Here is a 21412-nt window from a genome sequence, read left to right on the forward strand (position 1 = left end):
TTCACATCGAAGTGATCAATAAACCCAAAAGGATGAACCCCAATATCAAGATGTCGAGGATCAAAACAACGGCGGCCCAGTACACTTTCGAGCCTTCCCGAAATCCCGCCGTACCGAAAACAAAACCCGTGATCACGGTGATGAACAGATAAAAGTATATGATCGTTTTAGGGAGAGAGGGCAAAACATTTGTAAAATATAGCGTCAAAAAAACCAGTGCCAAAATCGTTGAAACAATCAACCCAAGGAAAACCATCCGCGGATTGGTCATTGTGCCTCCTCCAAAGCGTCATGATTGAACCCATTTAAACGGCTGGCCCGTCAGGAATTCCCATCGCCTACATACTCTCCTCTAATATCGTCCACTCACACTCACCGTCAGTCAAGAGATTACACAAATGCCTCCGAAAGGATTTCCGATACTGAATCAGAGCTGATGCCGTTCGATGCCGACGGGCCGTCTTCTCCCATAAATGACATCACCACCGGATAGTTTCTTCCCGGAATGCTCGCAAATGGAGACAACTCACACACAATCGTCCACCTACCCCGGTTCGGCTCCATCGCGGCCAAATGTTCCACCGCCTTCTCCAATGGCTGATTAACCATAATAACACCCATTGGTACTGCCGCTAAAGTGAAATCCAGACGCCCGTGGAGTATTGGGAACGATCAGATACGGATGGAAGGCCCTGTTGGAATTGTTGTTCATTCATCGGAAATCATTAGCGGCGGGGCTACGGTCGGGAAATTGCGGAAGGTTCCTGCCTTGGGCGGTCGCCCAAGGCAGGCTGGAGGTGCGCCTTGAAGTGGTGAATCGCGCACTGGCGTTTTCTCGTTCGTTGGGATTTGAGCATTACACCTGCTTCCAGTGTCAAGCAAGGGATCTGCATGCGGTATGAGTTGAGGGGATCATAATTTATTTTACAAAAAAGGTTATTTGTGGTATAGTAAATTCTGGTTGTTATATTGAGGGTATATAATTCACACATCTTATAAAGGATGATAAGTTTCGATTTGTCATTCTTTATAATGTGTGAATGCATACCTTAAATATTATCAACACAAATATTTTTCGGAGGAATTCACACATGCTACAAGGAACCGTTAAATGGTTTAATGCTGACAAAGGCTTCGGGTTTATCGAAGTGGAAGGCAGAGATAACGTATTCGTTCATTACTCTGCAATCAATGGTGTAGGATTTAAGACTTTGGATGAAGGCGATAAAGTGAGCTTTGAAATCACGAAAGGCAACCGTGGTGATCAAGCCGTCAATGTGGTGAAGTTGTAAAAACAGAGAAATAACCCATTCAGAACCGCCCCACTGGAGCTTAACTCCTGTGGGGTTTTAGGTCTCATACTTCCATTGTCCAGTGTTTCGGCCATTCTGCCCAGAAAGACTCCTTGGTAAGAGAGCCTGGTCCTCTTTTGCTCAATTCCGTGACCGTCTGGGAAGGGTTCAACAAAAAAACATGCCCAATCCATATACAAACCCGGCGGTTTTTCCGCCGGGTTTTTCAGGTAGCCTCACCGGAACAAAATGCCCCGGTCCTTGGTATCGTCACTTTTTCGATTGTTGGCCGCCGATTTTTTGCCGGAGATACGCGTCGATAAAGATATCGATCTCCCCGTCCATCACGGCCTGCACGTTGCCCACCTCAACCTGCGTGCGGTGATCCTTGACCATACTGTAGGGGTGGAAGACGTAAGAGCGGATCTGGTTGCCCCAACCGATCTCCGTCTGCTCCCCTTTCAACTGGTCGATCTGTTTGCGCCGCTCCTCCATCATGCGTTCATACAGACGCGCCTTCAGGATTTTCATCGCGCGCTCCCGGTTTTTGATCTGCGAACGCTCCGATTGGCATGTCACCACGATGCCGGTGGGCAAGTGCGTGATCCGCACCGCCGAATCGGTCGTGTTGACGTGCTGTCCCCCGGCGCCGCTGGAACGATACGTGTCGATTTTGAGTTCTTCCGGCTTGATCTCCACCTCTACATCATCATCCACTTCCGGCATGACGTTGGCGGAGACAAACGACGTATGCCGGCGCCCGGATGCGTCGAACGGCGAAATCCGCACCAGACGGTGGACGCCTTTTTCCGCCTTGAGATATCCGTAGGCATTGTGCCCTTTGATCAACAGCGTGACGCTTTTGATGCCCGCTTCCTCGCCGGGCAGGTAATCCAACGTTTCCACCTTGTATCCTTTGCGCTCCGCCCAGCGCGTATACATCCGGAGCAGCATCGACGCCCAGTCCTGCGATTCGGTTCCGCCTGCGCCGGGGTGAAGCTCCAGGATGGCATTGTTTTTGTCGTAGGGTTCGCTCAACAGGAGACTCAGCTCAAACTGCGTCATCTCTTTTTTGAGCGAACGAATCGTTTCTTCCGCTTCCTCCAGGAGCGACTCATCGTCCTCCTCGGCGGCCAGCTCCAACAGGACCTGCAGATCTTCGTGCGCCTGCTCCAGTTTGGTCATCGTTTCGACCTGGGCTTTCAGCGCGTTGGCTTCGTCAATCACTTTTTGCGCTTGTTGCTGATCATCCCAGAAATCGGGGGCAGTCATTTGCGCTTCCAGTTCCGCAATGCGCGCTTTTTTCTGATCGAGGTCAAAGAGACCCCCTGATGTCCGCCAATCGCTTGGCTGTATTGTTTACTTCCTGTTTCAGTTCACCCAATGAAATCACGACAAATCACCTCTTCGCGCTTTTCCGTTTCAAGGAAATGTACCTCCCTCATTATAACGCAATCCGGAACGAAATTCGAATCCGTAGACCAGGCATGCCTTCTTTCTCTCCCGTTTTTCTGTACGCAAAGGGACCTGTCGAAAAAGGCCCCCCATTTTAAAGGGGAGGCCTCCTGAGATACGAGACGGACTTTCCTTTTGCTCCATTATTCCTGCATCAACCCGTTTGTTTTGCGCGGGCGCAACAGTGTTTGTACTTTTTGCCGCTTCCGCACGGACAGGGGTCATTGCGCCCCACTTTGTCCGCCCGGCGAACCGGCTGGCGTTTGGCTTCCTCTTTGGCTTGCGAATCGCTGTGGACGGCGGTGGTGTTGACTGCCACCTCTTCGCGCTCGATCTCTTCGCCCACGCTGGACTTCATCACGTATTTTACCACTTCTTCCTGGATCTCGCGCACCATCTGCTCAAACATCTCGAAGCCTTCAAACTGGTATTCGCGCAACGGATCGGTCTGTCCGTACGCCCGCAGGTGGATGCCCTGACGCAATTGGTCCATGGCATCGATGTGGTCCATCCATTTGCGGTCCACCGTGCGCAGGATGACCACTTTGGAGAATTCCTGCATCCGGTCGAAGCCGATCTCCTCCACACGCTGGTCATAGGTTTTTTCCACGGCTTCGTACAACGTGTCGATGATTTCATCCGGCTCCTTGTCCTGCAAGTCCTCTTCGCTCACCGAACCGGGCGGGAGCAGGTTGGATTCCATGTAGTCGATGATCGACTCCAAATCCCACTCTTCCGGCAACGCGTCTTCGGATGTGTGGGCCTTCACCGCGTGTTCGATCACGTCTTTGGCCATATTGAGGACGACATCGCGCAGGTTGTCGCTGAACAGCACTTCGCGCCGCTGTTTGTAGATGATTTCCCGTTGCTGGTTCAGAACGTCATCGTATTGCAACACCCAGCGACGGGCATCGAAGTTCATGCCCTCCACCTTTTTCTGCGCGTTTTCCACCGCTCTGGTGAACATTTTGCCCTCGATCGGCTGGTCGTCCTCCATCCCCAGACGATCCATCATGTTTTTGATGCTGTCGGAGCCGAACCGCCGCATCAAATCATCTTCCAACGACAGATAGAACTGCGACGAACCCGGATCGCCCTGCCGGCCGGAACGTCCGCGCAACTGGTTGTCGATCCGGCGGCTTTCGTGTCGTTCGGTCCCGATGACATGCAATCCGCCCAACTCAGCCACGCCTTCGCCCAAGACGATGTCCGTTCCGCGTCCGGCCATGTTGGTAGCGATGGTCACAGAACCTTTTTGCCCCGCCTGCGCGATGATTTCCGCTTCGCGCTCGTGGTTTTTGGCGTTGAGTACCTGATGGGGAATACCGCGTTTTTTCAGCATGCGGGACAACTGTTCCGATTTCTCGATTGACACCGTTCCGACAAGGACAGGTTGCCCCTTCTTGTGTCGACGGACAATCTCTTCGACGACGGCTTTGAATTTGGCCTCCTCGGTCTTATAAAGCAGATCCGTCATGTCTTCGCGGATCATCGGGCGGTGGGTCGGAATCTGCACCACATTCATACCGTAAATTTTGCGGAACTCTTCTTCTTCCGTCTTGGCCGTACCGGTCATCCCAGCCAGTTTCTTGTACAGACGGAAATAGTTTTGCAGTGTGATCGTGGCCAACGTCATGCTCTCCCGTTGGACCTGCAAACCTTCCTTGGCCTCAATCGCTTGGTGCAGACCGTCGCTGTACCTGCGACCGTGCATGAGGCGACCGGTAAACTCGTCCACAATCACCACGCCGTCTTCGTTGACGACGTAGTCACGGTCCCGCTTCATCAGCACATGCGCTTTGAGGGCCTGTTGGACATGGTGATTCAACGTAATGTTTTTCACGTCATACAAATTGTCCACACCCAGGAATTTTTCCGCTTTGCTCACACCCTGCTCGGTCAGGGAGACAGCTTTCGTCTTCTCGTCCACCGTGTAATCCTCTTCCGGGCGGAGTCGGCGCACCAGCTGATCGGCCACGTAATACAAATCAGTCGCCTTGTTGGCCTGCCCGCTGATGATGAGCGGCGTCCGCGCTTCGTCGATCAGGATGCTGTCCACCTCGTCCACGATGGCGAAATGCAGGTCCCGTTGCACGATCTGCTCGGGATACAGCACCATGTTGTCGCGCAGATAGTCAAATCCGAACTCGTTGTTGGTCCCGAAGGTGATGTCCGCCTGGTAAGCGGCACGCTTTTCTTCGGGAGTCAGCCCGGGAAGGTTCAACCCGACGCTCAGGCCGAGAAATTCAAACACCTGACCCATCCACTCTTTGTCCCGTTTGGCCAGGTAGTCGTTTACCGTCACGACGTGGACGCCCTTCCCTTCCAGAGCGTTCAAATACGCCGGCAACGTGGCGACCAGGGTTTTCCCCTCCCCGGTCTTCATCTCGGCAATATCGCCGTTGTGCAGGACGATGCCGCCCACCAGCTGAACGTAAAAATGGCGCATGCCCAGCACGCGCTTGGCTGCCTCCCGAACGACCGCATACGCTTCCGGGAGCAGATCGTCCAAGGTTTCGCCTTCCGCCAGGCGCGCTTTGAACTCGTCCGTTTTGTTTCGAAGCTCCGCGTCGGAGAGTTTGGAGATCTCCGGCTCCAGCGCTTCGATCTGATCGGCAATTTTATAGCAACGTTTCAATTCGCGTTCGTTGGCATCCGGGATCAGCTTTTTGAGCAAACCCAGCATCATTTCATCCCCTTCCCCATCATCCAGGGTATATTGGTAAGTGCGACATCCGAGGTCACACGAAATTCCAAGGAAGGTATCAACTATTAGTTTACCAAAAATACCAGCTGAATTTCACTTTTTTCGCAAAAGGTTCGAAAGCTTTTTGTCTCCTCTTCATGGACAAAACGAGGCGGCAGTGAAATCACTGCCGCCTGGAACCGGCCTGTTTGGCCGATCCGCACAATCATTCATTTGAAGGACGGTCAGGTGAGTGGCCCCTCACGGCTGAAGCACCTGAGGCAATTCCTTCGGTCGCCGTGGGCTTCCAGCTTCATCTGGCGTGGCAACCCACATCCATCCACCACGCCCTGGTGAAGAGGGTGTTTTCCGGGTTTACTTTTTTCTTCCCCTCAAACTGGGCCGTCAAACCCGAATCGAATTCCTTATATTTCCTTATCATTCAGGCTCAATCAAACCATAACGCCCGTCTTTTCTACGGTACACCACATTGATTTCATCCGTATCCGCATTGGTGAATACGAAGAAATTATGTCCGAGCATTTCCATCTGCATGATGGCTTCTTCCACATCCATCGGTTTCAAGTGAAAACGCTTTGTGCGAACCACAACGGGTTCTTCTTCATCATCCACCAAAGCGGTGGAGGTGTTTCCGTTTTCAACAAGTTGCGAACGGAGGCTTCCTTCCTGACGGACTTTGCGGTTGACCTTGGTTTTGTACTTCCGAATCTGGCGCTCCAACTTTTCCACGACCAAGTCGATCGAAGCATACATGTCCGCGCTTTTTTCCTCCGCGCGAACCAGCACGCCTGGAAAGGGAATCGTCACTTCCACCTTGTGATCATCGCGAATCACGCTGAGCGCGATGTGTGCATCGGCGGAAGGAGGGGTGTCGAAATACTTCTCCAGACGGCTGATCTTTTTTTCGACAAAATTCCGCAAAGCTTCCGTCACTTCGAGGTTATTTCCGCGAATGACATAATTCATGAAGCGAATCCCCCTTTTCGCTTTATACATTATCTATTCCTGCGTTATCCGAAAATTCCTCCCTTATATTCACTATTTCTTAATAGTAAGTTCACCCATTTTTAACAAATCGCTTCCTTCGAAAAACGTCGAATCAAAACGAAACCCCTTCGCCGAAGCGAAGGGGTGAGTAGTCATCGGTTGTTCATCCAGTCAAGGAAAAACGATTACCCGATTTTCGTGACGTTCGCAGCCTGTGGTCCACGCGGACCTTCCACGATGTCAAATTCTACAAACTGACCTTCATCCAGGGTTTTGAATCCTTCTTCCTGGATGGCCGAGTAGTGGACGAATACGTCTTCGCCACCCTCGCGCTCAATGAAACCATAGCCCTTCTCCGCGTTGAACCACTTGACTTTGCCTTGCATGAAAACACATTCCCTTCTTGATTTAAATACGCAAATGAGACGGGTAAATCTCATAATGCTTTTTCACTATATCATTGGGCTGAACCAAAGTCAAGAATATTTCTCCAAACGGGGAAATGATCGCCTTGAGGCTTACTTACTGACGCGGTTCACCATTCCTGCGCCGTTCGGTTCCAGGATGTGTTTGGTGAATCCTGTCCACATTGATTTTCCGGCCTGCTCCCCTAAGTCCTGCAGTGAGGCGGAGATGATCTCTCCGGCCCGATCAGCACGGGACGCGGACAAGCACGCTTCACTTGGAGGAAATTGCCTGCGATTTCAATCCTGCGCCTCCCGGGTCTTCGCTCAGTCAGGCCCCGGTAAGTCGCTCGCCTGAAAAACGTTGCTCCGCTACGGAACGACCAGACTCTCCCTGTTCCTAGAGCACTTTGCTCAAAAAGGCACGGGTCCGTTCGTGCTTCGGAGCATTGAACAACTCGTTCGGCGTTCCTTCTTCAACGATTACGCCTTGGTCCATAAACAGCACCCGGTCGGACACTTCTCGGGCAAACCCCATCTCGTGGGTGACGACGACCATCGTCATCCCCTCTTTGGCCAGTTGCTTCATGACGGCCAACACCTCGCCCACCATTTCGGGGTCAAGGGCCGACGTGGGCTCGTCAAACAGCATCACCTTGGGGTCCATCGCCAGTGCACGTGCGATGGCCACGCGCTGTTGCTGTCCGCCGGAGAGCTGTTCCGGATAAGCCTGGGCCTTGTCTGCCAAGCCCACCTTGTTCAACAGCTCCATCGCCTTGGCTTCCGCTTTTTCCTTGGTCCAACCCCTGACTTGGATCGGTGCCAGCGTGATGTTTTCGATCACGCGCTTGTGCGGGAACAGGTTGAACTGTTGGAACACCATGCCCACTTCGGTACGCACCTTGTTGATGTTCGTCTTGGGATCGGTCAGGTCATGCCCGTCCACCCATACCTTGCCGCCGGAGATGGACTCCAGGAGATTGAGACAGCGCAGAAACGTGCTTTTCCCGGAACCGCTGGGACCGATCACACAGACCACTTCTTTTTCCTGGATTTCGACGTTGATATCCTTCAATACTTCCAATGTGCCGAATTGTTTGCGCAGATGTTCGACGCGGATCATGGCCATGGATCATCCCTCCTGTCTGTCGGTGCGGTAGCGGTTTTCCAGGAAAAGGACGAAGCGCGATAAGACAAAAGTGAGTACAAAATACATTGCGGCGGAAGTGATATACGGAGCCCAGCGTTCAAATGTGTTTTTCGCCGTGGTGAAGGCGGCGTAGGTGATGTCATTGACCGAAATGATTGTGACCAAGGACGAATCTTTGAGCAAGGCGATGAATTCGTTGCCCAACGGAGGCAACATCCGCTTGAACGCCTGCGGGAGAATCACGTGCCGCATGGCTTGTCCGTATGTCATGCCGAGCGAACGGGCCGCTTCCATCTGCCCCTTTTCAATGGATTGAATGCCGCCGCGAAAAATCTCCGCGATATAGGCCCCGGCGTTGAGCGATAAGGCCACGAAACCGGACACGATCGCCTCGGGCGGTTTCACGCCGAGCCACTCTTCACAAATCGTGGGAATCACAGCGAAATGAACGGCCAGGATTTGCAGCAGCAACGGCGTTCCCCGGAAGATATCCACATACACCTGAGCCGGGATGACCAACCACCGGCTGCGCGAAAGCCGCATCAATCCCAATATCAGTCCGATGACCAACCCAACCAAAACAGCCACCGTCGTCAGTTCGATGGTGGTCCAAAGTCCACGGATAAAATAGGCTTTGTACTCCACAATGACGGACCAATCGATTGGCATACATCCACCTCTTTCCAGGCAGAATGGATTGCATCATGAATTGCGCAACTTATCCACATATTTATCCACATTATCCACAGGAAATTGTTTGAAAACAGGAGGAAATGGGGAGTACAAGGGCACTCCCCAACCCCGCTCCTTTTATTGCATTGGACCGAAATATTTCTCGTAGATCTTCTTGTAGGTGCCGTTTTCCCGGATTTTCTTCAGACCGTCATTGATTTTCTTCAGCAGTTCCTTGTTTCCTTTTTTGACGATAATCCCGTATTGTTCCGGTTCAAACGACTGATCTTCCACCTTTTTGAACTTACCGGCAGGCAGTTTTTTCAGGTATTCGAGGACCACCCCATTGTCCGCCACCACGGCATCGACACGGCCGTTGGCCAAATCGTCAATCGCGGCCGGTGTATCGTCATATCCCTTGATGCCCTGATACGTTTTACCGAATGCCTTTTGTACGACGATTTCACCGGTCGTCCCCGTTTGCACGCCGATCCGTTTCCCTTTCAGATCTTTCAGCGACTGCACGTTGGAATTGGCCGGTACGAGAATCAACTGTTTGGCGTCAAAATACGGGTCGGAGAAGTCATACACTTTTTTGCGGTCGTCCGTGATGGAGATGGCGGAAATTCCCGCATCCAGTTTGCCGTTTTTTACGGCGTCCAGCATCGGGTCCCAACCTGCGTGTTGAATATCCACCTCAAAGCCGCCGGCTTTGGCGATCGCGTTCATCAGTTCGATGTCAAAGCCGGTCAGTTTCCCGTCCCCTTCCTGTTTCTCAAACGGCGGATAGGCGGCGTCGGTACCCACTTTGACGATTCCGCCTGCCCCCGCGTTGTTCTTGGCACAGCCGGTTAAAGCAAATGAGCACAAGAATACCAGTGATAAGATCAAAACCCCCAATTTTTTCATGTTTGATCCCCCTTGAGATTGCATATTCAAACATACGTCTCTTCCACCGCATGAACGGAGAAATCGCGGTGGATTGAAACCTTCTCTGGTTTAAAAGCGTCTACAATGCTTTAGCATGATGAAATCTCCCTTGAGTTATTATAAGTGTTGTTGTATTTATATTCAATTTGTATGTTTTGGTAACCCTCCCCTTTCTTTCTCTCCTGTTCAATAAAAGGAATATTCTAAAATTATCTTCTTTAGAAATACTTCTTTCGATTTTGGGTTCATAAAGTCCTGTAGAAAATATAGGAAGACCTTCTGAATCAAAAAAGCCGCCGAATGGCGGCTCTTCACTCACTGATTGACGGCCTCTTTCAACTGTTTGCCGGGACGAAATGCCGGAACCCGGCTGGCTTCGATCTGAATTGTTTCACCGGTTTGCGGGTTGCGGCCCGTTCGGGCGGCACGCTCGCGAACCTCAAAGTTGCCGAAACCGACCAACGACACTTTTTCACCATTACGCAAAGCTTCGGCGATGGTGCTCAACACGGCTTCCACCACTTGAGCCGATTCCTTTTTCGTTTTCCCCGTCGCCGCAGCCACGCGATCGACCAGTTCCGATTTGTTCATGTGTCAACTCTCCTTTTCTCTCACAAGTTTTTGGGTTTTGAATCATGACTATTACCCTGTGTTTCCCATCTTTTGGTTGTTTATACCTCTTTTTTTGATAGGTAGATTGACTTTTCCTTTTTAACGCGCAAATGTCAAAGAACGGACCATTCGACATCCCGCCTCTGCCAGTACGCGGGCACAGGCGCCCAATGTGGCGCCGGTCGTATATACATCATCCACCAACAATACATTCAAAGCGACCAACTTTTCGGCGGGGATCGACGGATGCAAATCAAAAACCCCCTCCATCGACCGCAAACGCTCCGCCCGGGATCGCCGACTTTGAGGTGGAGTGGGTGATGACCGCACCAACAATGACACCACCGGTACTCCCCATTGCTTTCCGATGACGCGGGCCAATTGCTCCGACTGATTGAACCCTCGCTCTGCCAGCCGGGAGGGATGCAGGGGAACATAGGAGATGACATCCGGCTTCCGTCCCCTGCGGGCAGCGACCGACACCATCATCTCCCCCATCGGACGGGCGTATCGCTCCCTGCCCAGATATTTGTACAAACGAATGACTTCGCGGGTATGGGGCGTGTAGGATACTGCACTCCAGTTCTGTATCAGCTCCGGATACGGATGGGATCGGCAATCGGTACAAAGCGCTTCCCCACCCGCTCTCCCGCAACGACGGCAGTAGGGAGGTTCAACGGGAGAAAACCCGTCGCGGCAATACGGACAGATTTTTTCCCATACCGGTGCCCAGGGAAGAGCGCGGACTGGCGTGTCGCAAAACGGACACCTACCGGACGATGAGAACAGCCATCCGATCATCGCTTCACCCCGGGCGCATGCAGACACCCCATCCGGGATGCCAACCGGTTCATCGCTTTGATTTCCCGAATCGCCCGCCGCTGAGCTTCCGTCCATTCCTCCGAGATCCACCGGACGATCCCCGCCGGGTCTTCCGGTGACCGTCCCGCCCGTCCCGACATCTGAACCAAAGTGGCGGCGTCCATGACGGTATGGTCCGCACCCAGCACCAACACTTGACAACCGGGAACCGTCACGCCGCGCTCCAAGACAGTCGTGGAGAGCAACACGCGAACACGGCCCCGGCGAAATCGTGCCACGATCTCCTCCCTGTTGCGCTCTTTTCCGGACACAGCCGCACAGAACCGGGCCATTGAAGGGTACCTCCGATTGATCCACTGCAGCAGACGCGGCAAATCCGCCACCCGTGGCACAAAAATCAACCCTGGTTTGCCGGTTTGCATCAGATGACGCAAATAATCCGACAACGGCGGGACAGGTTTGCCGCGACTCACCTTATTCCACAAACCGCGGACCCCGTACCGTTCGGGTACGGGCAGCGGATGACCGTGAAATCGGGCGGGCAGGGTGATGACGGGCAATTTGCCCCGCCGCGCTTTTCTCTGCCAGACCATCGGTGGAGTGGCCGTCACCCACACTGCTTTTCCATCGTTGCATAAAGCTTGGTCGATCCCCGATTGCAGCGCGGGATCTCCATACAATGGATAGGCATCCACTTCATCAACGATCGCCAAAGCATACCGTCGGTACATCCGCCAGGCTTGGTGCGCCGTGGCGATGACCAGCTCTCCGTCATCCCATGTCGACCGCGTTCCCCCATGAACGGCCGTTACCCGAACGCCTTCCACCGCTTTTTTCAAACGCGGATACAACTCATCCACCACATCACGACGCGGTGTCACCCACAGCACACGCTGCCCGCTTTGCAGTGTCCGGCGAACCAACGGCAAACAAACCTCCGTCTTGCCCGCTCCCGTTGCCGCCCACAGCAACAGTATCCGCTCCTGTCCGTCTCTCCAGCCTTCCAGAAGGGAGGCGACTTCCTGTTGTTTCGGGGTCAGTGGGGGCAAGCGGAGACGAACCCCGTCGGTGCGAACCGCGGAAGCATCGGGGGGACGGATACGAAACAACGGAACGCATGACCGGCATCTGCCCAATACGAGACAATGATCGCAGGTGGCACATGCTTGGCGGCACCGTTTACATTTCGTCCGAAACAACCGGGACGGTCCACTGCCGCATCGGCTGCAATGCCACTTCACCGCGGGACCGGCCATTTCGACGGCGGGCACGCATTCCGCGGCTCCCATCAGGCACAACCATTGCAAACCCGCACGCAGGGCCGCCGGATCGGGGTCCTTACCCCACCGGAATCGCAATAATGATCGAATTTCCTCCTCCAACAGCACACGACCACCTAATATATTCCATATTGCCACACCGTACCTTTGTCCCGGCGACAGATGATCATCATCGGTCGTTTGTTCGAAGTGCTCCATCCCATTCCCGATCAGCGATGATTTGGATTGTTCTTTTGAAACATGTTTCCTTAAAACAAACCAAGCTTGTCCAATCGTTTCAAACGAACCGGCTATGCGAAACTCCCTCCCCCGGTCCCGCCAAAACCGCTCGTCCACCTCAGGAGCCAAACTGATCCCCCAATGAGGAGGTTCTCCTCTCACCGTCGCCTGATACAGCGTAAACATGGCCATACCCCTTCTTAATGGTTCTCCCGACTCGTGACTGGCCCCACACAGCTCAGTGGGCTGTTCGCTTCATCCGGTAAAGCAACCTTACATCGGTCCACGATGGCCCGGATAAAAAACAACGCAGGTTCGCTCCTTCATCGCTGACCTGCGTTCCACTTGCTGTCGGATATGGTGTTGAATCTTCAGGATCCATCTCTGTCAGTGTTGTCCGACAGAACCGGTCCCGCTTCTCATCGCATCAGGACAACACCTGTATGCTCCGGTTCGGCGAACGGAGATCCATCACCCAAACCCTGCGGACATCCGAATGGCTTCGCGACGCCACTTCATTCCACATTTCATTCTCATCCCGCACGGTAACCACTTCCAATCCCGGCAACTGCCCTTGCAAACGGGTGAGAATGGACAACGTATCATCAACGGAGAATCGGTCCACGCAAGTGATGCGGCTGGACTTCCCCTGAATCCAATGCCAAAACACATAGGAACGGATGACCCATTCAATGGTTCCCTGGCTGTTTCCTGTCAAGAGGATGAGATGAACCGGGTCGACACGGACGGGACGCCAACAGGCTTTGCCGATGCAATGCAACAAAAACCACATGACGCCGTACAACACGATTCCCCATACGATTGATTGCACCATCGCACTCGTCCTCCTTTGCCCACAGTATATGCCGTGGGCATAGACGGGGTGCGACGGCGTCAATGCAACCTCACCCATCCTTTTTTCAGCGCGACCAACACGGCTTGCGTGCGGTCCTGAACACCCAGTTTGTACAAAATATTGCTCACGTGATTCTTGACCGTTTTTTCGCTTATGTAAAGCACATCACCGATGGACCGATTGTTTTTCCCTTGCGCCATCAGCCGTAATACGTCCATCTCCCGCTGGGTCAGGATGTCCGGCCATTCAGGTACATCAAATTCGGGGACGGTGGTTGTCATTTCCCGTTGTTGCCGGCTGATTCGGAGGATCTCCCGTACCAGTTGCCCGCTCGCACGCGGATGAATGTAGATTTCACCCGACAAGACCAAGCGTACCGCCTCAACCAGATCTTCCGCCTCCACATCTTTGGGAAGATAACCGGAAGCACCTGCTCGAACGGCTTCCACCACCATGGTGGTCTCCCGTTCACCCGAAAACAGAATGATCGGCAACCGCGGATACTCCTCTTTGAGTCGGATCGTGACGTCCACTCCGCTGCCCTTGGATAAGTCCAGGTCCATCAACACCAAGTGCGGTTCGTTTTCTCGACAGGCCATCAATACCGATTCGCCATCCCCACAATCAACAAATGAGATGGGACGGTTCATTTGCGAAAGGATTCGTTTCACCCCTTCACGAAACAACCGATGCCGATCAGCCACAACCATACGGATCACGTAAAGGCGGCGAGGGTCGTTTTCAGACGGCGGTGACTGCTGCAAAGCGGGAAGTGACAGGCGCTTGATCACCTTCTCACCTCTTCTACCAGCCATACAACGGAAAATTCCGTCGAATTTTCTGAATGAATGTCCAGTACTATTCTACCATTATTGACATGTGAAGGAAACCGTTTTTACAAAATGACTGTCTGAAAGCTCACGGCGACCATAGGAAGTACCCTTGGGGTATTTGCATCGTGGGCTGAAAGACAGTTTTGCCCGTGATCCTCTTCACCGGTATTGTTAGTACAAACAAGAAATGTTAGAATCTTCATCGAGCTGTGCTCATCCTGCTGGTAGTAGGATTTTGTACGTCATGGTAGGAGGTTCTGGCGGCGAAGACTCCCACCAGGTAAAACCATGAGAGTAAGTAAAGGAGAACCAGCGTACTGGTAATACCACGGGCACTTCCGTTGGTCGCAGGTACGCCGCCCAGGCGGGTACATACAGCGTTGCTGCAGAACTGCCTGGGACGGGGTGATGACACACCCCTGAACCTGGGCGTTGTCCAAAACGGAAACGGACTGCGGACGCTAACGACCCAGGAATCCCACGTCTTCAGACGTGTGGAGTGTCAAAATCCGTGTACATGAAAAAAACCGCCAAAAATGGCGGTGAAACTGTTGGCAAATGTGATTTTGGGAGCGAAGCCGCCTTTCCCGTCGCGACTCCGGCCAACCGGTTGCGAAGCTGTGGAGAGGAATCCAAGCCGATGGTGATAGCCGGATCCGCCTCCGACAAATTCGCTGGAAAAGCCACCTTTCCCTTCACACGATCTTTCGCATCACAAACCGGCTTCGCGACGCAGCACTTCGGCTTTGTCCGTACGTTCCCACGGCAAATCCAAGTCGTTGCGTCCGAAATGCCCGTAAGCCGCGGTTTGTTTGTAAATCGGACGACGCAGATCCAGCTGGCGGATAATGCCGGCCGGACGCAGATCAAAGTGTTTGCGTACCAAATCCACCAACACGGATTCGTCCACCCGTCCGGTACCGAACGTATCTACACGGATGGAAACCGGTTTGGCCACACCGATGGCATACGCCAGCTGCACTTCGCATTTGTCGGCCAATCCGGCAGCGACGATGTTTTTGGCCACGTAACGCGCCGCATAGGCACCGGAGCGGTCCACTTTGGTCGGATCTTTACCCGAGAAGGCGCCACCGCCGTGACGTGCATATCCGCCATAAGTGTCCACGATGATTTTCCGACCGGTCAGTCCGGCATCGCCCAACGGACCCCCGATCACGAAACGGCCCGTGGGATTGATGAAGTATTTCGTTTTGTCATCCAGCATCTCTTGCGGAACAACCGGCAAAATCACGTGTTGATGTACGTCTTTCTTGATTTGCTCCAATGTCACTTCCTCGGAGTGTTGGGTGGACACGACAATCGTATCAATCCGCACCGGCTTGTCGTCCTCGTACTCGACGGTAACTTGTGTTTTGCCGTCGGGGCGCAGATACGGCAAGGTGCCGTTCACCCGCACTTCGTGGAGACGACGGGCCAGTTTGTGGGCCAACGAAATCGGAAGCGGCATCAGTTCCGGCGTTTCATTGGTGGCGAAACCGAACATCAAACCTTGGTCACCGGCACCGATCGCTTCGATTTCCTCCTCAGTCATTTGACCTTCCCGTTTTTCCAACGCTTCATTAACCCCCGCCGCGATATCCGGGGACTGTTCGTCGATGGAGGTCAAAACGGCGCACGTTTCAGCATCGAAGCCGTATTTGGCACGCGTGTACCCGATTTCCTTGATGGTCTCCCGTACAATTTTGGGAATGTCCACATAACAGGTCGTGGAGATTTCACCCGAAACCAACACCAACCCCGTCGTGACGGAAGTTTCGCAAGCAACCCGTGCGTTGGGATCTTTGGCCAGAATCGCATCGAGAACGGCATCGGAAATTTGGTCGCAAATCTTGTCCGGATGACCGGCTGTCACCGATTCCGAAGTGAACAAACTGCGTTTCGGCATCGTCACGCTCCTCCTTTTCCTTCAAACGTAACCATAAAAAAAGACCTTTCCTCGAGGAAAGGCGCTTTGACTTCACCTTGAGGCATCCTCGAAAACGGCGGCAACACATCATGATCTATGAAGCTGTTGACCGTGCACAAACCGTTTCCATTCGGTCTGACCTATATCAATATATAGGATAGCGAAAACGGATGGGAAAGACAACCCTTCTTTTCCCTTTTTCGACAGGATTCGATTCTCAGCCGGGACGTTTCAACACCAATGAATAAGCACCTTCTCCCCTGTTTCCGGATGATTGGATACGAATGTAATAGTTCCCAATTTCCAGCATGCGTGTCACTTCAACCACCCGACGGGAATCGGACAGCCGTACCTGTTTCAACGCCCGCTTCCGGGAATCGTAGAGGATCATCTCCACATCTTCCCATCCCTTTGGGATTTGCAACCGAATGGTGTGACGGGATCGTTCCGTCACCTGAAACACGTACCAATCCAAATCGGCCGGCCCCGTCAGTCTTCCCGTCAGCGTTTCGTCCGGGAAGAGGAGCGTGGCTTGATCCGAGTTGTCGTTGGGTTCAAAGGCATCACTCATCTCGGGTTGATAGTGAATGAGCAGTTGATACGGTTCAACGATCGGATTGCCACCGTAATCCGACACCCGGACATAGAGAAAACCCTTGGGCGCATGGAGGCGAATCGTCTCCTCTTCGCCCTCCGCTTTGACATCGACACGGACTGTGTGCCAGCTTTCATCCTCCTGCACAAACAGAACAGGATCGGCGCGCGGCGTGACAACACCCAGGCGTACTTCCAGCGTGCCGGGACGGGGAATCTCCAGCTGATACCAATCCATGTCCCTTTGTTTGTGCCAGGTTCCCTTGATCGGCACCCAATCCGGCGTCAGTTTTACTTTCGTGGCATTCCATTGGTAGTCGTTGTTTTCATTGATGTCCGCCTGCGGTGAAAACGCATTGGCCAATGTATAGGAAACCGGCTTTTTCATGTCGGTCGCCCACACTTTCAGCCGGATCTGCCCACCGGGTACGGTCAGATACAACGGTTGAGAGGACAGATCGTATTCACCCGTCTGACCTGTTCGTTCCACTTCCACGCGAATGCGCATACGGGCATGCCGCTTGGCATCGCATGTCACCACCAGCGTGCCGGGGTGAAACAGATGAATTCTGTACCAATCCGCATCGGTTGAGGAATGGAGAGTCGCCTGGTAAACCTGATCCGTCGAGATGGGCATGGCCTGTTCGGCACGGTCGTTGGGCTCGAAAATGTCCGGTTCCGGTTTGGCGGTCATCGCACGATATACATCTATCGTGCCGAAACCGTACAGGGTATTCCAACGTTCTCCGCCCGACGGCCTGGCTGTTTGCCGGATCAAATTGCGAATCTGAGCGGGGGTGAAATACGGAAAGCGTTCCTTGACCAAAGCGGCCAATCCGGCCACTTGCGGAGCAGCAAACGACGTACCGGAGTCGTACCCGTATTTGCCGCCGGGAATCGCGGACCAGATATTTTCTCCCGGAGCCATGACGTCCAGCCCCGAACCCGAATTGGAAGTCATCGCGCGTTGACCTTGCGCATCCACGGAGCCGACGCCCAGGACGGTAGAAAACGCCGCAGGGTAATAGAGAGGATGATCATATAAAATGTCTCCATCATCGTTCAGACTGGCGTTTCCCGCAGCTCCGACGACCGTCACGCCTGCTTGCTCAGCCTCTTCGACCGCTTCCGCCATCGTCTCGGAATATGTCCAACTTCCCTGCGCCAACACGATCACATCGGCTTTCCGGCGAACGGCCTCACGAATCCCCTCTGCCGTGTGGTATACATCTCCGTCCTGTCCATCCTCCATCACTTTGATGGGCATGATATGCGCCGACCCGATCAACGGACTCTTTTTCCCGCCGACACTTCCCCAGACGGCGGCAATCACGCTCGCCACCCGCGTACCGTGACCCATGTGATCCTGCGGGGGTTGCGCCGGGTCACGCAGGTTGACGCCCGCCACCAGAAACGGGGCCAACATGGGATGATTCAAATCAACACCCGTATCGACGACGGCAACCGTCACACTGGAGATACGACCTTGCTTTTTCCATTTGGCAAGCAAAGGCCAGGCGGCTTCGGCACGAATCCGTTTCAGGTAGTATATACTGTTACCGCCCCGATGTTGCATCGACACCCGACTTTCCACCTTGAACTTGTGATTGGGGTGCAGATACTCCACACGCGGATCACCTGACCAACGGGATTCCCATTTTTCCTCGTCCACGTTGGGTTTCAGCCGAATCAGCATCGTCTGCCCTTTGTCCTTCGGGTCCAGCGACTCGTGAAGGATGTCCACTGTTTTCAAAAAGTCCGGGTCCGCCTCTTCTTTCCACTTAATCACCCACTCCCGGTGGAACACCGTTTTGGACGAGTCCTTTTCGTTCACTTGGTGCTCACGCGACGCCTGTCCGCAAGCGGCGGTGATCAGCAAAGCGAACAGACAAATCCAGGTGACCCAAACGACTTTTTTCATCGCCGCTCACCCACTCCATCTCAGACTGACCGGCCGCCGGAACCCACCGTATTTCCCGGCGACTGCGACTTTGGCATCATCAACGTTAGCTTATCACGACTCGGATCAATTGGCGACTATGAAACTTTTCTGCTGATTTCACCGTTATAAATAAGAGAAGTCGGGTTACATCAAGTGGATCGACTGTCCCGTACAAACCCTTCATTTTCCCAAAAATATTCGTTTTTTTCTACTTGATGGTCAGCCGGATCTGATGATAGTATGGTGAAAGACGTGAAAGGCTTTGCAAAGCGGGGAATACGATGGAACGGATCGAAAAAAGCAGGGTAACGAGAGTCAACAAAAAAAGAAGACGCAAATGGATATGGCGATCGATCGCCACATTGTTCGTCCTCATTCTGGTTATCGGTGCTTATTTCTTTTATCAAACGTGGGGCGTATTGGCCGGCACATACGAACCGCTTGCGCGTGACCACTCCAAAAAACGCGACAAGGCTGTATCGGTTGACAGCCCCGTCAACATTTTGCTGCTGGGTACCGACGTTCGAAAGGAAACTGAGAATTGGCGACCGGATGTGATTATCCTGGCGGCCGTCAACCCAAAAACACACTCGATCAAAGTGGTGAGCATCCCGCGGGATACCTATGTGGAAATCGCGAACACCAACGGCCACAGGGATAAAATCAACTCCGCCGCTTCATGGGCACGCGCCCGCAACGTCGGTCCCGTGCTGAACACCGTGGAAACCGTCGAAAACTTTCTCAATGTTCCCGTAGATTATTACGCCAAAGTCAACTTCAAAGGATTTATGGACGTCGTTGACGCACTGGGGGGAGTGGACGTCAACGTCAAATTCCCCTTTCATCAGGAGACATTCGGCGGCGAGGTCATCCGGTTCAACCCCGGTCCTCACCATCTGGACGGAGAAGAAGCGTTGGCTTACGTCCGGATGCGCAAGCAGGATCCGTTGGGCGATCAGGGACGGAACCTGCGCCAGCGCGAAGTGGTCACCCAGCTGATCGACAAGATCGTCAGCTTTGACAACATCACCAAAGTGAACTCGATTCTCAAATCGTTGGGTGAAAATGTCTCCACCAGCATTACGGTGGATGAAATGATCACCTTGCAAAAAATCTACCGGGACATACCCAAGAAAAACATCCAGACCATCAGCATCAAGGGCGAAAACAAACGCCTGAAATACTGGTACTTCTTCGTCAGCAAAAAAGAACGGCAGCGAATCAGTGACATCCTGCGCAAACAGCTGGAACTGAAACCCGAAAAAATTCCCGGACCTGACCTGACTGAAGGCATCCTTGACGATTCATCCGAAGGGGACGGGCAGGACGATGGTTCGTTGGGTAACGGTAACGGTGACGGTATCGATTCATACGATCAAAGCGGGGGTTCCGACTACTAAGTCGGCCCTCTTTTTTTTGGGTCCCGGATCATGCCGGGCAGACGGAGTGAACCAGATCGGGGATGTTTGATCATCTTGCCGAGCGGGAGCAGCCGGTTCTCCCGTCTGATCCACCAACGTCCCGACGCGTCCCCAAACGACGTGTGGACCCGTTTCCACGACGGTAAATGGGATACGATCATATTGCCCATGATCACACTTTCTTTATAAAGGGACGGCATGACAAACCATATACGCATGCACGTTCATTCCTTTTCACTGGTATTGAGTGGATTTGTTTATTAGGATAGAGGATATCGGAATATGCGGCTACCCTTTCGACAAAGGTTTTCAAAACATCGGCTCATCCCTGCCGCATGCGGATGATTGTAGGTTGATGACAGGAAGGTGAAGCAGATGGAAACCCGTTACCGAACCGTGAAGGGATATGGCGAAACAGAAATCGTAATCCAAAAATCGCGGTTTATCACCCGCGTCAACCGTGTTGCCAACGAGCAGGAGGCAGCCACATTTGTGGAGGAAATCAGCAAAAAGCACTGGGATGCAACCCACAACTGCTACGCCTACGTCACCCGCGGCACCCAAGTGCAAAAATCGTCGGACGACGGTGAACCGGCAGGAACGGCCGGTCGACCCATCTTGGAAGTGATCCGAAATCGAGACTTGCATGATACGGTTATCGTGGTCACCCGTTATTTTGGGGGGATCAAGCTGGGGGCTTCCGGCCTGATACGCGCATACAGCCAATGCGCCGCAGCCGGCATCGACACCGCCGGGGAAGTGGAACGCATTTTGCACAAAAAAATGTCGATTACGACGGATTACTCGTTCGTCGGCAAAATGGAACATGAACTGCGTACCCACGGATTCGACATGGAGCCGCCGGAGTTTACCGATCAAGTAACCTGGCACCTCTGGATACCGCTCGGAGAAGAAGCCGAGGTTACAAAATGGGTGACTGAACTGACCAACGGGAGGGCCTCCATTACCGAAGGGGAAACGATGTTCCGGGAAAAAGAAGTAAATCCCTAGGGTGCGTCCACATCCCATCCGGTAAATGTTTTCCATCGGGAAAGCGATGCGCCCAATATGAACAGGAAAAAAGCCCCATGCTAATGCGTGGGGCTGAGGTTATTGACAAACTCCGTTGGCGTGCCGCTCCGTAGCGGCAGCCAGAGTCGCTCGACGGGAAATTCGGACCCAATACCTAAAAGAGGGTGGCCGTTTTCCCACGAGCGACCTTTGAGCGCAGCGATTCAGGAGCGAGAGGGAAAACGGTGCACCCGGAATTGGGAGTGGTTCAACACTTTGTCAGCAGTCTGAGCCCCAC

At 53.3% G+C, this 21412-nt stretch carries 20 protein-coding genes; 3 read left to right on the forward strand and 17 right to left on the reverse strand.

The window, feature by feature from the left end; all coding sequences use genetic code 11:
* Positions 1-390 precede the first annotated feature (390 nt).
* Complete coding sequence (locus JQC72_RS00435) at positions 391-609, reverse strand: hypothetical protein (protein ID WP_205492149.1); 219 nt, start codon at positions 607-609, stop codon at positions 391-393.
* Between the two features lie 482 nt (positions 610-1091).
* Between JQC72_RS00435 and JQC72_RS00440 the strand changes: the two genes are divergently transcribed.
* Entirely contained in the window at positions 1092-1292 is a 201-nt protein-coding gene (locus JQC72_RS00440) for a cold-shock protein (protein ID WP_205492150.1), read from the forward strand.
* 270 nt (positions 1293-1562) lie between these two features.
* On the opposite strand, the gene prfB is transcribed toward JQC72_RS00440, so the two are convergent.
* The 15 genes from prfB to JQC72_RS00515 all read right to left on the reverse strand — a co-directional run bounded on the left by prfB (position 1563) and on the right by JQC72_RS00515 (position 18661).
* Positions 1563-2682 (reverse strand): peptide chain release factor 2 gene (gene prfB / locus JQC72_RS00445; protein WP_205492235.1). Its coding sequence is split into 2 segments (ribosomal slippage): positions 1563-2609 and positions 2611-2682, totalling 1119 coding nucleotides; the frame shifts between segments, so codons are not numbered across the junction.
* Positions 2683-2901: 219 nt separating this feature from the next.
* Entirely contained in the window at positions 2902-5433 is a 2532-nt protein-coding gene (gene secA2, locus JQC72_RS00450) for an accessory Sec system translocase SecA2 (protein WP_205492236.1), read from the reverse strand.
* A gap of 438 nt (positions 5434-5871) precedes the next feature.
* Complete coding sequence (gene hpf, locus JQC72_RS00455; protein ID WP_205492151.1) at positions 5872-6420, reverse strand: ribosome hibernation-promoting factor, HPF/YfiA family; 549 nt, start codon at positions 6418-6420, stop codon at positions 5872-5874.
* A gap of 206 nt (positions 6421-6626) precedes the next feature.
* Positions 6627-6827: a cold shock domain-containing protein gene (locus JQC72_RS00460; protein ID WP_205492152.1), complete on the reverse strand. Its 201-nt coding sequence runs from the start codon at positions 6825-6827 to the stop codon at positions 6627-6629.
* A 418-nt stretch (positions 6828-7245) separates the two neighbouring features.
* Positions 7246-7968: an amino acid ABC transporter ATP-binding protein gene (locus tag JQC72_RS00465; protein WP_205492237.1), complete on the reverse strand. Its 723-nt coding sequence runs from the start codon at positions 7966-7968 to the stop codon at positions 7246-7248.
* A 9-nt stretch (positions 7969-7977) separates the two neighbouring features.
* Positions 7978-8664: an amino acid ABC transporter permease gene (locus JQC72_RS00470; RefSeq protein WP_302104353.1), complete on the reverse strand. Its 687-nt coding sequence runs from the start codon at positions 8662-8664 to the stop codon at positions 7978-7980.
* A gap of 141 nt (positions 8665-8805) precedes the next feature.
* On the reverse strand, positions 8806-9576 hold the full coding sequence (locus JQC72_RS00475; RefSeq protein ID WP_302104354.1) for a basic amino acid ABC transporter substrate-binding protein: 771 nt from the start codon (positions 9574-9576) through the stop codon (positions 8806-8808).
* Between the two features lie 100 nt (positions 9577-9676).
* On the reverse strand, positions 9677-9916 hold the full coding sequence (locus tag JQC72_RS00480; RefSeq protein WP_205492153.1) for a hypothetical protein: 240 nt from the start codon (positions 9914-9916) through the stop codon (positions 9677-9679).
* Complete coding sequence (hbs, locus tag JQC72_RS00485; protein ID WP_205492154.1) at positions 9913-10188, reverse strand: non-specific DNA-binding protein Hbs; 276 nt, start codon at positions 10186-10188, stop codon at positions 9913-9915. The genes JQC72_RS00480 and hbs overlap by 4 nt, the downstream gene beginning before the upstream one ends.
* 120 nt (positions 10189-10308) lie before the next feature.
* On the reverse strand, positions 10309-11010 hold the full coding sequence (locus tag JQC72_RS00490) for a ComFC family protein (RefSeq protein ID WP_205492155.1): 702 nt from the start codon (positions 11008-11010) through the stop codon (positions 10309-10311).
* The gene (locus tag JQC72_RS00495; RefSeq protein ID WP_205492156.1) at positions 11007-12716 is read right to left on the reverse strand and encodes a helicase-related protein; all 1710 of its coding nucleotides are present in this window, start codon (positions 12714-12716) and stop codon (positions 11007-11009) included. The genes JQC72_RS00490 and JQC72_RS00495 overlap by 4 nt, the downstream gene beginning before the upstream one ends.
* Positions 12717-12957: 241 nt before the next feature.
* The gene (locus tag JQC72_RS00500; protein WP_205492157.1) at positions 12958-13365 is read right to left on the reverse strand and encodes a hypothetical protein; all 408 of its coding nucleotides are present in this window, start codon (positions 13363-13365) and stop codon (positions 12958-12960) included.
* Between the two features lie 59 nt (positions 13366-13424).
* Positions 13425-14177 (reverse strand): LuxR C-terminal-related transcriptional regulator, encoded by a 753-nt coding sequence (locus JQC72_RS00505; protein WP_205492158.1) that lies wholly within the window; start codon positions 14175-14177, stop codon positions 13425-13427.
* Positions 14178-14931: 754 nt separating this feature from the next.
* Positions 14932-16125 carry a methionine adenosyltransferase gene (metK, locus tag JQC72_RS00510; protein ID WP_205492159.1) on the reverse strand — a complete coding sequence of 398 codons (1194 nt, stop codon included), beginning with the start codon at positions 16123-16125 and terminating at the stop codon, positions 14932-14934.
* Between the two features lie 238 nt (positions 16126-16363).
* On the reverse strand, positions 16364-18661 hold the full coding sequence (locus JQC72_RS00515) for a S8 family peptidase (RefSeq protein ID WP_205492160.1): 2298 nt from the start codon (positions 18659-18661) through the stop codon (positions 16364-16366).
* Between the two features lie 302 nt (positions 18662-18963).
* Here JQC72_RS00515 and JQC72_RS00520 point away from each other — a divergent pair, with 302 nt between their 5' ends.
* Entirely contained in the window at positions 18964-20082 is a 1119-nt protein-coding gene (locus JQC72_RS00520; protein ID WP_205492161.1) for an LCP family protein, read from the forward strand.
* On the opposite strand, the gene JQC72_RS00525 is transcribed toward JQC72_RS00520, so the two are convergent.
* Positions 20079-20321 carry a hypothetical protein gene (locus JQC72_RS00525; RefSeq protein WP_205492162.1) on the reverse strand — a complete coding sequence of 81 codons (243 nt, stop codon included), beginning with the start codon at positions 20319-20321 and terminating at the stop codon, positions 20079-20081. The two genes, JQC72_RS00520 and JQC72_RS00525, sit on opposite strands and share 4 nt — an antisense overlap.
* Positions 20322-20478: 157 nt before the next feature.
* Here JQC72_RS00525 and JQC72_RS00530 point away from each other — a divergent pair, with 157 nt between their 5' ends.
* The gene (locus tag JQC72_RS00530) at positions 20479-21114 is read left to right on the forward strand and encodes a YigZ family protein (RefSeq protein ID WP_205492163.1); all 636 of its coding nucleotides are present in this window, start codon (positions 20479-20481) and stop codon (positions 21112-21114) included.
* Positions 21115-21412: the final 298 nt, after the last annotated feature.

It is taken from the genome of Polycladomyces zharkentensis (assembly GCF_016938855.1).
GTDB lineage: Bacteria > Bacillota > Bacilli > Thermoactinomycetales > JIR-001 > Polycladomyces > Polycladomyces zharkentensis.

Coding starts and splice junctions, on each gene's coding strand:
- JQC72_RS00435 (WP_205492149.1), bottom strand. CDS start 609: ATGGTTAATCAGCCATTGGAGAAGGCGGTGGAACATTTGGCCGCGATG.
- JQC72_RS00440 (WP_205492150.1), top strand. CDS start 1,092: ATGCTACAAGGAACCGTTAAATGGTTTAATGCTGACAAAGGCTTCGGG.
- secA2 (WP_205492236.1), bottom strand. CDS start 5,433: ATGCTGGGTTTGCTCAAAAAGCTGATCCCGGATGCCAACGAACGCGAA.
- hpf (WP_205492151.1), bottom strand. CDS start 6,420: ATGAATTATGTCATTCGCGGAAATAACCTCGAAGTGACGGAAGCTTTG.
- JQC72_RS00460 (WP_205492152.1), bottom strand. CDS start 6,827: ATGCAAGGCAAAGTCAAGTGGTTCAACGCGGAGAAGGGCTATGGTTTC.
- JQC72_RS00465 (WP_205492237.1), bottom strand. CDS start 7,968: ATGATCCGCGTCGAACATCTGCGCAAACAATTCGGCACATTGGAAGTA.
- JQC72_RS00470 (WP_302104353.1), bottom strand. CDS start 8,664: ATGCCAATCGATTGGTCCGTCATTGTGGAGTACAAAGCCTATTTTATC.
- JQC72_RS00475 (WP_302104354.1), bottom strand. CDS start 9,576: ATGAAAAAATTGGGGGTTTTGATCTTATCACTGGTATTCTTGTGCTCA.
- hbs (WP_205492154.1), bottom strand. CDS start 10,188: ATGAACAAATCGGAACTGGTCGATCGCGTGGCTGCGGCGACGGGGAAA.
- JQC72_RS00490 (WP_205492155.1), bottom strand. CDS start 11,010: ATGATCGGATGGCTGTTCTCATCGTCCGGTAGGTGTCCGTTTTGCGAC.
- JQC72_RS00495 (WP_205492156.1), bottom strand. CDS start 12,716: ATGTTTACGCTGTATCAGGCGACGGTGAGAGGAGAACCTCCTCATTGG.
- JQC72_RS00500 (WP_205492157.1), bottom strand. CDS start 13,365: ATGGTGCAATCAATCGTATGGGGAATCGTGTTGTACGGCGTCATGTGG.
- metK (WP_205492159.1), bottom strand. CDS start 16,125: ATGCCGAAACGCAGTTTGTTCACTTCGGAATCGGTGACAGCCGGTCAT.
- JQC72_RS00515 (WP_205492160.1), bottom strand. CDS start 18,661: ATGAAAAAAGTCGTTTGGGTCACCTGGATTTGTCTGTTCGCTTTGCTG.
- JQC72_RS00520 (WP_205492161.1), top strand. CDS start 18,964: ATGGAACGGATCGAAAAAAGCAGGGTAACGAGAGTCAACAAAAAAAGA.
- JQC72_RS00525 (WP_205492162.1), bottom strand. CDS start 20,321: ATGCGTATATGGTTTGTCATGCCGTCCCTTTATAAAGAAAGTGTGATC.
- JQC72_RS00530 (WP_205492163.1), top strand. CDS start 20,479: ATGGAAACCCGTTACCGAACCGTGAAGGGATATGGCGAAACAGAAATC.